The 16,099-nt window shown below is 41.5% G+C and carries 16 protein-coding genes; 1 reads left to right on the forward strand and 15 read right to left on the reverse strand.

What is annotated here, in order from left to right; translation table 11 throughout:
- Window positions 1-332: 332 nt before the first annotated feature.
- From DP73_RS19145 to fabZ, 6 genes are all read right to left on the reverse strand, one after another.
- Window positions 333-635, reverse strand: a complete 303-nt coding sequence (locus DP73_RS19145; protein ID WP_014905249.1) for a zinc-ribbon domain containing protein — start codon at window positions 633-635, stop codon at window positions 333-335.
- A gap of 93 nt (window positions 636-728) precedes the next feature.
- Complete coding sequence (locus tag DP73_RS19150; protein WP_052090869.1) at window positions 729-1,451, reverse strand: ComF family protein; 723 nt, start codon at window positions 1,449-1,451, stop codon at window positions 729-731.
- A gap of 62 nt (window positions 1,452-1,513) precedes the next feature.
- Window positions 1,514-3,220 carry a helicase-related protein gene (locus DP73_RS19155; protein ID WP_034601736.1) on the reverse strand — a complete coding sequence of 569 codons (1,707 nt, stop codon included), beginning with the start codon at window positions 3,218-3,220 and terminating at the stop codon, window positions 1,514-1,516.
- A gap of 58 nt (window positions 3,221-3,278) precedes the next feature.
- Window positions 3,279-3,641, reverse strand: a complete 363-nt coding sequence (locus DP73_RS19160; protein ID WP_034601739.1) for a hypothetical protein — start codon at window positions 3,639-3,641, stop codon at window positions 3,279-3,281.
- Window positions 3,642-3,654: 13 nt separating this feature from the next.
- A complete protein-coding gene (locus DP73_RS19165; RefSeq protein WP_034601740.1) occupies window positions 3,655-5,478 on the reverse strand; it encodes a hypothetical protein in 1,824 nt (607 codons plus the stop codon).
- Window positions 5,475-5,915, reverse strand: coding sequence for a 3-hydroxyacyl-ACP dehydratase FabZ (gene fabZ / locus DP73_RS19170; RefSeq protein ID WP_034601741.1), 441 nt, complete (start codon window positions 5,913-5,915; stop codon window positions 5,475-5,477). Before fabZ ends, DP73_RS19165 begins: the two co-directional genes overlap by 4 nt.
- A 149-nt stretch (window positions 5,916-6,064) precedes the next feature.
- On the opposite strand from fabZ, the gene DP73_RS19175 reads away from it, so the two are divergent.
- On the forward strand, window positions 6,065-7,198 hold the full coding sequence (locus DP73_RS19175) for a glycosyltransferase (protein WP_034601743.1): 1,134 nt from the start codon (window positions 6,065-6,067) through the stop codon (window positions 7,196-7,198).
- Between the two features lie 128 nt (window positions 7,199-7,326).
- Here DP73_RS19175 and DP73_RS19180 read toward each other — a convergent pair whose 3' ends face one another.
- The 9 genes from DP73_RS19180 to DP73_RS19220 all read right to left on the reverse strand — a co-directional run bounded on the left by DP73_RS19180 (window position 7,327) and on the right by DP73_RS19220 (window position 15,762).
- Window positions 7,327-8,460 (reverse strand): anti-sigma factor domain-containing protein, encoded by a 1,134-nt coding sequence (locus DP73_RS19180; RefSeq protein ID WP_052090871.1) that lies wholly within the window; start codon window positions 8,458-8,460, stop codon window positions 7,327-7,329.
- Window positions 8,457-9,170, reverse strand: coding sequence for an RNA polymerase sigma-I factor (sigI, locus tag DP73_RS19185; RefSeq protein ID WP_034601744.1), 714 nt, complete (start codon window positions 9,168-9,170; stop codon window positions 8,457-8,459). The genes DP73_RS19180 and sigI overlap by 4 nt, the downstream gene beginning before the upstream one ends.
- 52 nt (window positions 9,171-9,222) lie before the next feature.
- On the reverse strand, window positions 9,223-9,939 hold the full coding sequence (locus DP73_RS19190) for a WecB/TagA/CpsF family glycosyltransferase (RefSeq protein ID WP_034601747.1): 717 nt from the start codon (window positions 9,937-9,939) through the stop codon (window positions 9,223-9,225).
- A gap of 104 nt (window positions 9,940-10,043) precedes the next feature.
- A complete protein-coding gene (gene mreB, locus DP73_RS19195) occupies window positions 10,044-11,039 on the reverse strand; it encodes a rod shape-determining protein MreB (RefSeq protein WP_034601748.1) in 996 nt (331 codons plus the stop codon).
- A gap of 204 nt (window positions 11,040-11,243) precedes the next feature.
- A complete protein-coding gene (gene spoIIID / locus DP73_RS19200) occupies window positions 11,244-11,492 on the reverse strand; it encodes a sporulation transcriptional regulator SpoIIID (protein WP_009619498.1) in 249 nt (82 codons plus the stop codon).
- A 163-nt stretch (window positions 11,493-11,655) separates the two neighbouring features.
- A complete protein-coding gene (locus tag DP73_RS19205) occupies window positions 11,656-12,369 on the reverse strand; it encodes a M23 family metallopeptidase (RefSeq protein ID WP_034601753.1) in 714 nt (237 codons plus the stop codon).
- A 285-nt stretch (window positions 12,370-12,654) separates the two neighbouring features.
- Window positions 12,655-13,587 (reverse strand): stage II sporulation protein D, encoded by a 933-nt coding sequence (gene spoIID, locus DP73_RS19210; RefSeq protein WP_034601755.1) that lies wholly within the window; start codon window positions 13,585-13,587, stop codon window positions 12,655-12,657.
- 148 nt (window positions 13,588-13,735) lie between these two features.
- On the reverse strand, window positions 13,736-14,998 hold the full coding sequence (gene murA / locus DP73_RS19215; protein ID WP_034601758.1) for a UDP-N-acetylglucosamine 1-carboxyvinyltransferase: 1,263 nt from the start codon (window positions 14,996-14,998) through the stop codon (window positions 13,736-13,738).
- Between the two features lie 110 nt (window positions 14,999-15,108).
- Window positions 15,109-15,762 (reverse strand): hypothetical protein, encoded by a 654-nt coding sequence (locus DP73_RS19220; protein WP_242865804.1) that lies wholly within the window; start codon window positions 15,760-15,762, stop codon window positions 15,109-15,111.
- Window positions 15,763-16,099: the final 337 nt, after the last annotated feature.

The raw sequence follows: 16,099 nt of genomic DNA on the forward strand, positions 1-16,099 counted from the left end.
TTATCCCCTTAAGTTACACACAGGCTCCTGTGGATAATGTGGATAAGTATTGTTTTTTGCCTATTTGGCGGGAGAATCGGTGTGCATAACTCTGTTAATACTCAAACTAAGTTTACGGTCTCTTATAATTAATCTTAATTGCATCTAACTCAAGAAGAAGTATTGTATTAAACGAATGCTTCATGCTAAATTTGGCAGGTCAAAGCATATAACTTTTCTCTTCCAATTATTTTCATCTATGCAACCTGACCAGAAAAAAAATAAAAAGCACTGGTCGACTCATAGCCGACCAATGCTTGTCAATTCTAAGTATGAAATATTAATGCTTAAGATTAATATTGATCGCGAGCTGGGCGATGATGCTGATAGCACTCACGGCAGTATACTGGACGATCAGATGTAGGTTGGAAAGGTACTTGTGTCTCAACTCCGCAGTCCCCACAAACGACCGTAAACATTTCACGTGATCTTCCTTCTTGGGAATTACGGTTTTGTTTGCGAATGTTGCGGCATTCACGGCAACGCTGAGGTTCATTTTCGAAACCTTTCTCAGCATAGAATTCTTGCTCCCCAACTGTGAAAATAAAAGTCACTCCGCAGTCTTTACACACTAGATCTTTGTCTTCAAAGGCCATGAAAGATATTCCCCTTACGTAAAAAAATGTAATAGGCGGTGCCCATCCATTTACAATTATAACTCTTATCATACAAAGGCACAAGTCTTTTTTCTAGCCCTTTTCAAGGCCTGCGGCCAAACACAAGCCATAAACAGCTTCCACTCCGCTTGTCCTTAAAACCTCTGCAACGGCTTCAAAAGTTGCTCCGGTAGTGGTTACATCATCGATTAACCAAACACTTCGGCCTTTCAGGTACCCGGGGTTACTTACTACAAAAGTACCTTCTAAATTGCGCAGTCGTTCCTGACGAGAAAGCAAAACTTGAGAAGATCTTTGTTCAATTCGTTCAACACCCCTAAGAATCGGCAAACCTAATTCCCAATGCAAGGCAGAAGCTATTACCTCCGCCTGATTGTAACCTCGTTCAGTTAATCGTGCCTTATGCATTGGTACTGGAACTAAACCATCCACTGCTGGAAGTTGTCTAATGGCCCATCCTGAAAAAGGGTGGGAAATCTTGCTAATAAGTCGAGGATGGGTACTGTATTTAACAGTGTGAATAAAATCCTTCAACCCTCCCGAATAGTGCCCCCAAGCGGTAATTTGATCTAATTGTTTGGGTCCTCTGCCGGACACACAATCAGAGCAATAAGTCTTCTCAGTTAAAACCAGCTTTCCACACCCTCTACAACGTCCCAATTCAGGATGAAGTAGGTTTGCCCTGCAACTTGGGCAAATAGGGCCATGCTCATCTCCGCAGAAGACACAAATCTGTTCACCTTCATACCATAGAGTTCGCGTGGCTTCAGCCAGTTCTTCGAATATGCTCTTCAATCCTGCCGCCTTCTTTCTTCGGATTGATACCCTGGCCTAAAGTACAATAAGCCAAGAAATTATCAAAGTTGGATCAACCCCAATTTTAAGGCTAATTTATTCTGTTCCTTAATCCAGCCCACCGCAGTCTTTATAGCCGGTGTCATGTTCTTCGATACAAAAACCGCTTCTCCGCCTGAGTATTCTGCAGACCTTCCTACCCTTCCAGCCATCTGAACCAATGCGCGCTCATCAAAGACTGGATGGTCTGCCCCGAAAACTACCACTTGGATCCCGGGCAGGGTAATTCCTCTTTCTAAGATGGTTGTACTTACAAAAATATCATATTGGCCTTTCTTTAATTTTTTAAGTTTTGTACCACGCTCAGAATCCGAACTATAACTTCCTTCAACACTCCAAAATGGAAACTGCTTTTTCAAACTCCTAATCCAGGGATCTACCCAGGAAATTTTGGGCACAAAAATAAGCAATGGGCCGCTTCTCCTTAATAATTGGAGCCTTTCTATTAGAAAGCTTGTACACTCATTGCCTTCGAAAGAACCACTGTACTTTGCCCAAATCGGAACGGGCAGAGGCTTTCTATGATGCCTAGCCGGTAGTCGAATAAGCAACATTTTACCTTTCCGAACAGATTTCAGGGCTTCAGTTGAAGGGGTTGCCGTGAGACATAGCAATTTACCACCTGGGCGCAGGGCATGGTTTAATCCCCAATCTAATGCTCTATTTCCCCGATAGGGAAAGGCATCCATCTCATCAAGAAAAATAATATCAAAGCATTGCCAAAATCTTAGTACCTGGTGGGTTGTTGCTAATACCATATTTCCTAACTGGAATCTATTTGAAGTGTTACCCGTCAGCACTTGAACTGGATAATCAGGAAAGTCCCTTTGGAATCTTGGCGCTATATCGTATATTACATCTTGTCGTGGTGCAGCAAAAAGGACGGATTTCCCCTGTTCTAAGGCCCCAGCAGCTGATGGGAAACAAACCTCCGTTTTACCCGCTCCACAGGCCGCCCATAAAAGTGCTTTATCAGAGGTTCCTGCAATGAATTCTGCTACCTGTTCACTAGCTAAGTTTTGTGCCTCTGTCAGACTCCAACGAGGCTGAAATAGTACTTTAGCCGAGCTATTCATAAGCAAACGCTGATCTCTATAAAGCACATCCAAAGATGTACTCGGCCCAATACTCCCACAACTTCCACAGGTTGCGGCTAAGCCATAAAAGCTGGGCCACTCTTCTACATCTTTTTCTCCACACCGCTGACATTGCCATCCCTTTGAATTTCTCTTCACTGAGGGAACCCATTGCGCTATTCCCTGAAGTACATTATTATGCACAAGATCTATGATCTCCCGATCTTTCAGCTTAAAGTCTTTGGCCAAGCCACGTAAATCTCTTACCGAAAGTTGCTTACCTCTGACCAGTTGATTGATAGCATACCAAGTTTGGTTACCCTTTCCAACCTCCCTTCCAAGCGGCATTGAGTCTTCAACCGAGGAAGATCTTTCCGGCACTTTCCATTTCAAATCTAAACCAGAGCTATACTGATTTAAGACTTTAGAGATATGTTTTTTTATGACCTCCAGATTCTCGCCGCAGAAATCCTTTGCCTGTCCCCTAGTCAATTGTTCAATAGTCCATTGAATTATTGCTAATGGCAGAGGGTCACTAAGATAGCAAACTACTCTCGAATCAAAGTTAGCCCTTTCTTCAAAAGGCCTAAATCTCAGTGTATACTTATCTTCTATGGTAAGAAAAAAGAGCATATATACCCCTCATCCATAAATATTACTACCCATCATTTAGCCATTCATTTAAATCTGTTTATTCTAATGGAAAGCTGCCAATCACAATGTCAGAAAATCTATTTTGTAAGGATTTTATGTATTGTCGGTCTGGCTCCAGCGACCAATCCGAATATATTTTCACCTCTAAAAATATCGGAATTTGATAGCGTTTCTGGAGCATGGGCAGCACTCCCTTAAGAAGCCATAGGCGATTCTCAATCTCTGAGTTAAACAATTCCAGATCAATCATCAAGGATACCGATTGATTTTTATTACCCAGTCGTTCCAGCCATGTACTTATTGACATCTGTAATTTCTCCGGTATAACCCACTCATATCGGGCGCCGAATATCCACAAAAATAATGCCAGTAAAAGTACAACTCCTATCATTAATGTCATTTTACTCCCCCTCTTACAACTTATGTTTTGGCAGGAGTTGTGTGAGTTGTCTTTGTCGGGCGTTATCTGCCAGCAGCTTTATATGTTCCGTTGGCAAAAAATCCTTGTGTCCTGGCCATAGCTTACGATCTAAACTGCTAAGTCTAGCTGCTCTTCTCTCAATAGTAAGGGGTACATTCTCCACCCAATGATAAAGGATTATAGACATTTCTGGTTGGGCGTCTCGATTAAGTTCGGCTGCTGCCCAAACAGCAGACTGAGCCCATTCATAGGCCTTAATTTCAAATGGTTGCCAGTAAATCAGGTTATTTATTGTATCTAACCCAGAATCCAGTTTCCCTTGTTTGAGTAAATGCTCGGCCAACTCTTGGCGGATCTTAACTTGAGTCTGATCCCATTTTAAACTCGTGGTCCATAACTCAATACTTGTATTAGGGGCCGACTCTTTACACTCCACAGCTTGCAAGTTCCATATTTGATTTCTCTCTACTAACTTAGGATCTAAAAGGATGCCTCCCAAAACCAGACAAAGGGTTATATTTAAGCTAACTATTCCTATCGTTTTTAGATAAGCAACGGATTTTTGCCGGGTTAGAAGCTGGGCTCTAACACTATCTTTTGAGTTATGGAGGGTTCCGACTAGCAACCAAAATAAAACACCTAAAGCGCCAAAGGAAAAATCCGCATCTAACAAACTGTGCATAACTAAAAACATCAAGGCTGAGAAAACTTTAAATTTTACTTTTAACTTTTCTAGTTCGTTACTTGAGATGATGTTGAAATTAGTTTTAGCCCAAGTCTTACCTAGCGCAGCCAGGGAAAAAATTCCCCAAATTCCTATACCAATAATCCCCAATACTCCTTGGTTTAACAATACATGAATGAAACTGGAATGTGGATCTGCTGTCCAATAAGGAAAATGCTGAACTGTTGGAAAGGCCCACCATCCCCCAGCTTGGGGAAGACCCCCAGAATTCCAGGCTAATACAATTCCGTCTTTAAAATAAACGATTCTTTCTTGCCAACTCGAAGAAGTAAAACCCCAAGCGATTAAGTTTTCCCAGGCTGATTTATAATAGAGAGGAATAAAGAAAATTCCGGCAATCCCCAGTACCACAATCCATAATTCTTTAAAGTATCTAGGAACTATTCCTAGTTTTTTAAAGTTATGGATTAAACCATTTCTGCTTGCGGTCTTGAGCCATATCAAGATCTGCTGCAATCCAAAAACTAATAAGAACAATCCTACCCCAGCTCGTGAACCCGTCCCCAATAAGGATATAAACAAAAATAAGACAACCGGTTTCTTTCCCTGAGATATTAAGAGAACCGCTCCCAAAAATGCTGCGGCAGCGTTAGGGTAACCAAAGACTGAGCTCAAGCGCCCCCCTACTTTACTTACCCAGGGCAGCCAACCAATGAAGGCAACACCAATTGCTAGCCATTCAACATAGTTTAAAAGCTGCTTTTTAGCGGTATCATTTAAGGCAATCTCCGTTCCCAGCCGATAGCAGAGCCAGAGGACTGCCCAATGCAACCCTTCAAATATGCCCTCTAAGAATTTGACAGGATGTAGAAGACCCAATAATGAAAGGAAAACTAATCCTAAAAGCATAGCATCCGTCGGGCTTAGGCTCAGGTACTGCTCCGCTATGTACTTACCCCTTCTATTTATTCTCTTAAACAGGCTATATAGGGAAAGGATAAATCCCAATAATAGCCATTCCCGGGGGTAATAAAGGCCATGGGCAATTAAACTCAGTCCTAAAAAAAGAGCCAGGAAGCGTACTGTGTTGCTCCTAGCTCTGATGTCTTGTTGTAAAGATGCACCAATCACTGATTCGAAGTCTTCTTCTCGAGGAAGAATTTAAGAGTTCCTTCTGCCGCCAATTCTTCTCCTACATAGGCTACACCCTTAGCAACTCCATATGTCTTCCTCAACTTGATAAGCTCAACTACCAAACGCAGTTGATCTCCCGGTATGACTTGTCTCTTAAACTTAACATCATCTAACCCGGCGAACAAGCCTAAGTAACCTTCATATTCCGGCTTTTTGAGAATAGCTACAGTTCCGACTTGAGCTAGTGCTTCTATGATCAAAACTCCGGGCATAATAGGATGCCCAGGAAAGTGCCCCTGAAAGAAGGAGTCATTTATCGTGACATTCTTAATTCCTACAGCCTTTTTTCCTTCTTCTAATTCAATGATCCGATCAACCAGAAGAAATGGGTAACGATGTGGAATAATCTTCTGGATTTCTTGGCTTTCTAACACTGAAATTCCTCCTAATTTTCGAACGTTAAACATCAAGGTTGACTTGCAGTTATCTCCCATGATGTCATATGATTAAGGTAATCCTACTAGAATTTTACTACATGCAAACAGTATAACCAAGTTTGGGGCTGAAGGGAAGTCACAAGGGTATGAAAAAAAAGTCCAAGATTCTACATATTATTGGTGGAGGAGAAATAGGCGGAGCGGAGAAGCATGTTTTGTCCGTACTCAAAAACTTAGATCGAACTCGTTTTGAACCTCACCTTATCTGCCTTACTAATGGCCCTTTTTCAGACATTGTCAAAGAAAATCATATACCCGTATCTACTTTCCCAATGCGCTTCCCAATTGATCTTACCCCTTTGCCTTCCTTAATCCGTTGGTTAAAAAGGAATTCTATCGACCTAATACATACCCATGGTTCTCGAGCTAATCTTCTGGGACGCCTTAGTGCTAAGTGGTTAAGCCTTCCTTGCCTGACCACCGTTCACAGCTCCCTAGCTCACGATTATCTCTCTCCCTGGTCTGCACGAATAGCTCTTGGGCTTGATCGCTTAACTCTGCCTCTAACATCAGGAATCATTACTGTTTCCGACTATCTAGGAAGAGAAGTTGAATTACGGGGCGGCAGAAATCTAAAAACTATTTATAATGGTTATTCATCGATTTCCTTTAATAATCCAGAATCGGATCGTCTTAACTTTCGCAAGAAATGGGGTATCCCTCAGGAGGCTCTTGTTCTCGGAACAATCGGTCGTCTCCATCCTACAAAAGGACAAATTCACCTTATTCAGGCAGCTACTCAATTACTCTTAAAATTTCCAAACCTGCACCTATTAATTATAGGAGACGGACCTTTAAGAGGGGATCTCGCTTCAGAGCTTGAACGAATTACTATTCCCCACACCTTTACCGGCTATCTGCCGACAGCATATCAAGCTCTTCCCGCCATGGATTTATTTGTCCTCCCCTCTATCAGTGAGGGCATGGGTCTGGTTCTACTTGAAGCAATGCAAGCTGGGATCCCAATTGTAGCAAGTGCTGTCGGGGGGATCCCCGAAGTCATCCGCAATGGCAAAGAAGGACTGCTCTTTTCCGCGGGGAATGTAACAGATTTAACAAACAAATGTTTATCAATTTTCGAAAACCAAGCTTTAGCCCAATCCCTAGTTCAAGGAGGTCGTAACCGCTGGCCCATGTTTTCCATAGATAGTATGATCAAAGAAACTGAACAAGTATACATTCGTGTCTTAAACCAAGCAAACATGTCCCCAAACACTTAACTTTCAGGTATACCTTAGTCGAAAGAACAGTATTGTCAATGAGGCAGAACACAATCAGTCCTATCAATGCTTAAAAGGTTGAGCTTATGAGCTCAACCTTTTATTTTCAATCATAATCCATTAGTACCTTAATCACCTTTTTCCGATTTGTCTTCTTTTTTATTACTAATTTGATCGTTTCTCTTTACATCAGCAGATAATGATGAATCTCCTTTTTCTTTACCCTTGTCACTATTCTTCGTCCCATGTTCCCCAATATCTTTCTTTAACTGGTTTACTTTTTCTTTTTCTTTACCTTTATCATTAATATCTCTGCCTTGATTAATTGTATCTCCGCTAGCCCCATTCTTCTTATTCTCTTCATTCGGATCATTTAGGTTATTATTCAGGTTTTCGGTATCGTTCTTTGGGTGATTATTCTTTGCATCTTTTTTATTGCTCTTATCAGGCCTACTATCCTTAACTGATGATACAGATTGCTGTTGCTGATCCTTCTTATTCTCATTTACTTGCACCTGAACTTTAGGGTTCTCCAGCAAATTTACTCGTTCTTTTGTATCCTTTAATTTCTCAACAGGAGTATCAACTCCCGCCTGTATAGCGGTCTGCCAAAGAGCATATTCACCTAAGGTAAGATTCTCCTTTAGGGCTAACTCCCGATCCTCAGCAGTTACTGCAAAGATCGCAACTTGGGGAGTAAACCCTTTTTCCTCAAAATCAGTTCTGAGCCAGGACATAATTCGCTCTTCGTTTAGTTTCTCTTCCACTTCTACAGAAGGGTTTGTTGAGAGTGGGGAATAACCTACAACAATCCAAGACTGTTCAGGTTTTAGATAGCTTTGATTATATGCCTCAATGACAAACTCTTCTAAAACACTATCTAACGGTCTTCCTTCAAAATCAATATTTTTAAGTAACCCTTCAGCATCCTCATTTTTAGAGTTTATTTTGAGCAAGTTCCCTTGATCATCAATAGTAAATTGAATGCTGGGATTAATATCAACTGAGAGTAAGGCGACGGCAGTCGGTGCCTGGTATAAGTTCCAAGCAAAGATCGTTGTTAAAACTAAAAAGAATAATGCCGCTACTCCTGCCAATGCCCTAAACTCTCCAAACCACTGCATAGAAGGCACTTGAATTTCAATTTCTTCACCTACCTCAGCGTTTTGACGCTTATGAATACGGCGAAAGGCTCCATCCTTATCAAGAACCGTATAGCGAAATCCCGACTTTTCCAGAACGACCGCCTTTATCTTATTCATCCCTTCGCCCCCCTTTCCCGCGGGAGAACATACTCCCGTAGATATACATAGTCGTTTTGGTTTGCTAAAAGCATGGCAACTGCAAGAATATACTTTCTTCCCCGCTCTAAAACCTTTGCATGTATTTGTGTTTTTATTCCTAAAGCTTGCATGGGTATTTTCCCTTTGCGTTCAACTTGCTGCCACAACTCAGGATCAAAGGCCAACTCTTGAGCAGCTCGGAGTAAAGTTTCTCGAGAATCTCGATGTTTAGGGGATACTTCTACCAAGTCCTGAAAAGTCAGTTTAAAGGTCAACAATGCTTTAGAGAATTGCCGAATTTCTTCTGCCCTTTCCAGGTTTTGTTCTTGCTCCCGAAAATCATCCAGACCAAGGTGGACATCAATCCGGCGTCCCAGGTCGTCTTGATCTATAGATATTGACTGACGCAATCGCTGTTTGCGATGATAATCAATCAATCTTCTTTTTATTAACACACGGGCATAAGCCAAAAAAGGTACCCCTTTATCCTCTACAAACAGGTCTATGGCTTCATTAAAAGCAATCAAAGCCTCAGATAGCTCGTCATCTCTACCCCATTCCAAAGAGCGAAAACAAGCTTGGCTAGCTACATGACGAATAAACGTTTGAGACTCTGCCAAAAAGCTCTCTCGAGCTGGTAAGTCGTCCTTCAAACGCTGCCAAGAATATTGTTTTTCCCATTCTGGCATGCTTTCTTCCTCCTAATTTCTAATACGAAGCCGGCTCTTGCTATTAGGGGGTTTATGTAATTATTTTTTGCCAAAGCACTTTGATCACAAAACGAGGCAATACAGTTTGTCGTTTCCATCGCCAAGGTTCTTTCCAAAGGCGATAGAGCCATTCTAATTTTAACTCTTGGATACGTCGGGGTGCTCGATCAACGATTCCAGCAAGGGCGTCAAAGCTGCCACCAACCCCTATACTCACCCTTGCTAATTCAGGATGCTCTGCATTCCAGTATTCTTGGCGGGGAGCCCCAAGCCCGACAAGGAGAATGTCCGGCTGAAAGGTACTGATCTTCTCTAGCAGACATACCTCTTCTTCCTCATTAAAGTAGCCATGAGATTCCTCCCAAACAATTCCGGGATATTTCAAAGCAACCTGCCTAGCTGCCTGAAGAGCTACACCTGGTTTCCCTCCTAAGAAAAAAATTCGCCATTTCTGTTGGTCTGCCACAGGAAATAAAGATTGAACCAGGTCAATCCCCGTTACACGTTCCTGAACCGGCGTCCCCAGTCGCGCAGCAGCCCAAACAACCCCAATGCCATCAGGGGTTACTAAATCTGCAGAATTAATCAACTCACGCAGCCGAGAATTTTTCCCGGATTCATAAATCATTTCCGGATTGGCCGTAACCACACGCATCCTTAACTGGCCTTCTATGGCTTTTCTTATTTCAGCAACCGCCTCTTGCATAGAGTAAGAATCAATGGTAATCCCCAGCACATTAACTCGCATAACAACCATTCCTTTGTAACCAAAAGATAACTCCAAGAAAACAAACTTTTTTCCAGTAGAATATGGAACACCCACTTTGGAGAGTGGGTGCTTAAATTCAAGTATTAGAACTTTCCGGTTAACACCTTACCTGTACCTAAAGCTACACAAGAAATCGGATCCTCAGCTAAGCTCACCGGCAGGCCCGTTTCTCTGGCCAAACGAGTATCAAAGCCATACATCATAGCCCCCCCACCCGTCATAATAATTCCTTTATCCAGGATATCTGAGGATAATTCAGGAGGGGTACGTTCTAGGACCTCCTTAACACCGGCGACAATTGCATCAATAGATTCCTCAAGAGCAACAAAACACTCTTGCGAATTGACATTAATCGTTTTAGGTAACCCTGTAATTAAATCTCGTCCTCGAACATCAATGAACGCATTAGGTTTCCCCTCAACAACTGCTGAACCAACAGCAATCTTAATTTCTTCAGCTGTACGTTCACCGATCATCAGGTTATGTTCGCGTCGAATGTACCGGCTTATTGCTTCATCAAACTTATCTCCACCCACACGCAGACTTCTTTTCGCGACAATACCATTAAGAGACAGAACCGCAATATCCGTTGTCCCTCCACCTATGTCAACGACCATACTTCCAGTCGGTCCAGAAATATCTAATCCAGCTCCTAAGGCTGCGGCATAAGGCTCTTCCACCACTTTGACATGCTTTGCTCCGGCTTGGTATGCTGCCTGTTTAACAGCCCTTTGTTCTACTTCAGTAACTCCTGAAGGAATACAGACAACTACCCGAGTTCTAAAGAAAGGCCATCTTTTGGCGCCTGCTTTCTCTAAGAAGTACTTCAACATAAGTTCTGTCGTTTGATAATCTGCAATTACACCATCCCGCATAGGCCGTACTGCAACGATATTTCCGGGGGTACGACCGATCATCAGCCTAGCTTCTTCACCTACTGCAATTCGCTTATTTGAGTTTCGATCAATTGCTATTACTGAGGGCTCGTGCAAGACGATTCCTTTTCCTTTAGCATAAACCAAAACACTCGCCGTACCTAAATCAATTCCTAAATCTATCCCAAAATCAATTCCAAACATTATCGGAGATACCCCTTTCGTTACTCAATAGCTTGTCCATCTCATTAATACTATAAACAAATAGCATAATCTCCCTCTCGGGAGATTCGCTATTATTGTCTTGATAAGAAATTATTCGTGATAAAATCGCTAATCCCTTTTGATATCTCAGTTTTTTTCAAATTCCCCTCAACTTCGCCCTTCTTCAACCATTTTTACCGGCCTCTAGTTTTCTTGGTATTTTTTTCTGGTTGCCTCTCCGCCTCTTATGTGGCGCTCTGCTTTATTGGTTTCAAGAATATGCTTTACCTCCATTGATAACTTCTCATTCACTAATGGCAAGCGTTCCGTAACATCCTTATGAACTGTGCTTTTAGATACTCCGAAGACATCAGCCGTTTGACGAACGGTTGCACTCGATTCTAATATGTAGGTTCCAATATCGAGTACCCGTTTTCGTATATATTCTTGCACGTATAGCCCTCCTTCGTCCACGAGTTTAGTACATTTATATGCGTGCTCAACAAAAAAAGACATCCGTAAAAGGATGTCCTCTGCTGGTAAATACTGTGTTCTTTATTTTTATTGACTCTTCTTGCAATTGGGTTATTTTTTACCGAACTTTTAGGACACAGTATCAACGTTCTATACCCTTATTATCTACCTTTTGAATCTGTCCATTATGCCATACCTCATAATGAAGTTGTGGTTGCCCATTTCCTTCAGATCCGGGAAACAAACCTACTTGACCTAAAGCCCCTTGGGTCTCGATAACCTCACCTTCTTGAACACGCAGGTTGTCTAGTCCTCCATAGGTAACTAACCAGCCTTCCCCACAATCTAAGGTCACTTTCTGGCCCAGGATCGGATCTTGTCCGGCTTCAATTACTTTGCCGCCGTGGGTTACGCGAATCACGGTTCCTTCCACCAACGCATAGTCTATACCTGCATGATAACTGTAGTTTCCATACTCCTCAGAATAATAATTGCCAATATTTCTAATAGGCTCTCCATTCACTGGACTTGGGAAATCCTCTAATTTCAGCTTATCCTCAACCAATCCAAAGACTAATTTCAGTTCTTCTTTTAAATCTTCATCTACTTTTGTTTCTATCACTATCTGTTCCGTTGAAGGCTCAATTTGGTAACTCGTTGAACTTGCTCTTAAGCTGGCATTCTGTAAAGAAGTATCCACCGCAGCCTGAGTTGCCTCATTAGAGATCCCGTTTGGCTTTGTCATGGAAGTATCGCCTTCAATATTGATATAGCCAATTACAATAATCAGTCCACTAATTAAAAAGGTAACCCCCCATACTAAAATCCAGTCTTTAGATAGTTTATATCCTTTCATTCGACTCACCTCTAGATCTATTTTTGCCGAATGCTACTTCTTTTAGACAAGATTTTGATACGCAGGATTTATTGCTAAATTTTTACCCGATGACTACCAGCCGTAAGACTCTCATCTTCTATAAGTACGAAAGCATCCAGCGGATGCTTTCGCCGAACCGCAAACTACACAGAACAACCTTAGCGGTGAGGATGAGATAACGGCTGCTACGTCCCTGGATAAGTTCTTCTAAGCTTCAGATGGAGTAAGTATTCCTCTTAGGCAAACTCCATCTGAAGCTAAGAATCACTTGATTCCACCAATCTTTGTTCCCGGAAAATAATGGTTTAAGATATCCTCAGCCTTATAACTCTTTTTTGCTAAATCATTGGCCCCCCATTGGGACATTCCTACGGCATGGCCATTTCCATAAGAGGTTATCGTCAGTCGATCTGCTTGAATGCTGTATTCAATATCTGTTGAAGAAAAACCTAAGAGAGCACGCAGTTGGGTAGCCGGGTACATTTTGCCTAATACACGAAGGTTCTTAGCTCTTCCCACTGAGGTTCTATCCGTTATTTGAAAATCACTCGAGTTTAAAGATCTAGAAAATTCTTTTAGACTCAGCTTTTTACAAAGTTCTTGTGTTGTATAAACATATTTCTTAACATATCGTTGTTGGTTCTCCTCTCCCGAATTCACATTTTGTAAATAGGGTCTCGAAGAACTCCATACTTCCTCCGAGCGTTCAGTTGCCTTTCTTCCACTACTGCTATGATATAGAGCTTCGATATATTGTCCATTGAATGTTAGTATAAGCCCTCTGGTTTCCTGCACTGCTTTTTCAATTTTATTTCTATAACGCCAGTAATTAAATAATCCCCAATTTTCTCTCTGCTTGGCATCTGATAACCAGGCTTGAGTTTGGACTGTGGTGTCAACATCATATCCCACATCCGCAGATTTTTTTTGCTCCAGCCTCTTTGCGGCAAATGTACGTGCTGCAACTGCCTGAGCCTTTAATGCCTCTAACTCAAACTCTGCAGGCATTTCTGCCGCAACTACTCCTACTAAGTACTTTTCAAGGGGCAATCTTACTATTTCCTTATCTGGCATTAATACTCTAATTTCTTGATCATCCATAATAATTTTTTCTTTATGCCAACGAACTACGCTCCAAGGAATTACAAATACAATGCAAAGTGATAATGCAATGAGCCATATCCAATCCTTTTTCATAATACCTCCTGCAGTACAAGCATTTTGCTTAAATCTATGCAGTGAACTTGGAGAATATGGCTTAACAACGCAAAAAGAACAAGAGCGATCTGATCAACTCTTGTTCCTAGTTATAACAATTCTATTTCTATAAATGGTAAGACCCCTTTTATGACACTTCTTCTTCCTCACGAATTATATTGGCACCTATCCCAGATAGTTTCTTCTCTATCATTTCATACCCTCTGTCAATGTGATGAATTCCTCGGACATTTGTAGTACCTTCTGAGGTTAGTGCTGCAAGGATTAGAGCTGCTCCCGCACGCAAATCTGTTGCCGTCACCGGTGCAGCATTTAAGCGATTTATTCCTTGGATGATAGCACTTCGCCCTTCAATTTTTATATCTGCCCCCATACGTTTGAGCTCATCAACATGCATAAAGCGATTTTCAAAGACGGTTTCAGTTATTAAACCCGTACCCTTTGCCCGAGTAAGAAAAGCCATAAAGGGAGCCTGAAGATCAGTTGGAAATCCGGGGTGAACTTGAGTCTTAACATCAACAGCATTATAAATGCCGTTTCCACTTACTCTGATTCCATCATCTTCTTCAACCATATGTATTCCTGCCTCTTCCATTTTGGCAATCAATGGTTTCAAATGATCTGAAATAACATTCTGAACTAAAACATCTCCTCCTGTTGCCGCCGCCAAAAGCAAATAGCTTCCCGCCTCTATACGGTCAGGAATTACAGTATGCACTGTTCCATGAAATTCTGGAACACCTTCAATATAGATTATACTAGTACCTGCACCTCGAACTTTACCACCCATTTCATTTAAAAAAGTAGCCAAGTCAACAATTTCCGGCTCTTGAGCTGCATTTTCTATAAGTGTAGTTCCCTGGGCCATAGATGCTGCCATCATAATATTTTCAGTTGCACCAACACTTGGGTAATCTAAGTAAATCCGTGCTCCTTTCAATCCCTTTGTTGACACATCTAAAAACCCATGATCCATTTTAACTTCTGCACCTAAGGCTTCTAGACCTTTTAGGTGCCAATTAATTGGGCGTGATCCAATAGCACACCCACCGGGATGAGAAATACGAACGTGACCTTTTCGAGCAAGTAAAGGGCCCATGGTGACTATAGATGCTCTCATTTGAGAAACTAAATCATATGGGGCTTCAATACAATCTATGTCACGGGCTTGAATACTCAGAGTTGAACCGTTTCGTTCCACTCTTGCACCCAACGCCGAAATAACCCTATTCATTACATTAACATCTAGTAAGTCTGGAGCGTCATCTAGTTGTATCGGCTCTTTACATAACAAACTTGCTGCTATAATCGGAAGAACAGCATTTTTGGCCCCACTTACTGTAATTGTCCCTTCTAATGGTTTACCACCTGTAACTGTAAGCTTACTCAAAATTCTGAAGACACCCCCTATCCAAGGTTTGCAATAGTAGCTGACTTGATAATATTCTCGTTGAGCTGGTAGTTTTCCTGCATAAATTCGACTTTTTTCTTAACACATTACTAAAACTCTTTTAGCAAAACAGGAATAGCCAAAACCGAACGTCCGTCTGATCCCTTCCCCCGACTCAATATTTGTATGTTGACCTGATCCTGACCAGCCATGACAGTTGTTTCAATATTTTTCTGATAAGCTGCGCTAGATATCATATTATCTATGAGCATCCACTGCATCGGATCCGCATTAGTCTGGCTCAGATAAGCAGATATATCGATAGCTTCAGGTGTTCGTTCATCCAAATAAATTTTACCGCCGGCTTTTTCAATCAGCGGAACCATATTAGTATACCATGCAAATAGTTTTATTTCCTCTTCCTTGTTTAATATATCTTGTCCGGTAAGCATTCTTGCTACTTTTCCATTTTTCATCTCTAATTCTTTATAGTTCCATTTCCAATTTTCTGTTGGCATATTACCTAAAATATACGTTGGCACCTCAGTGTTTTCAATCCACAGGATAAGGGTTGCCTCTGCTTCGTTGGCCTCTAAAAATCCTGAGTTAAGGAGCAATGGCATTTTTTTATTTGAAGCATCTAAGTTTTTGAGATTATGAGTTAATACGTAATTACCGATCCCAAAGCTAATCAATATTAGTCCTGTGAAGCAGGAGAGCAGTGATATTTTTCGGCATGAAATTAGCATAGCTTTTAACTTCATTAGTGATCTCAACATATTATAACCTCTTCCTCATCTTCTGGCACTAATTCTAGTTTTGCCAAATAGTGAGAAAGCTAACATACCCTCTTATAAATATATTGGGTTTTTTATATATCAAAACAAGAAAAAAGCCCTCAATACTGAGGGCCCAGACCGTAGACAAAAAGGTGCCTTATGCAAACTGCATGGCACCTTTTTGTCTCTTAATAATGAATTGAGAATCTGAGAGAGCTATGTTCTGAATAAGATGCGAAAAAAATGAGCGGAGCATACCCTTTCTCCGTTTCCACCTCGCCCGTATCTTTAACTTCATGCACGCAAAAGTAAGCGTACCCAG

The sequence above is a fragment of the Desulfosporosinus sp. HMP52 genome, assembly GCF_000765145.1.
In the GTDB taxonomy this organism is placed as follows: Bacteria; Bacillota; Desulfitobacteriia; order Desulfitobacteriales; family Desulfitobacteriaceae; genus Desulfosporosinus.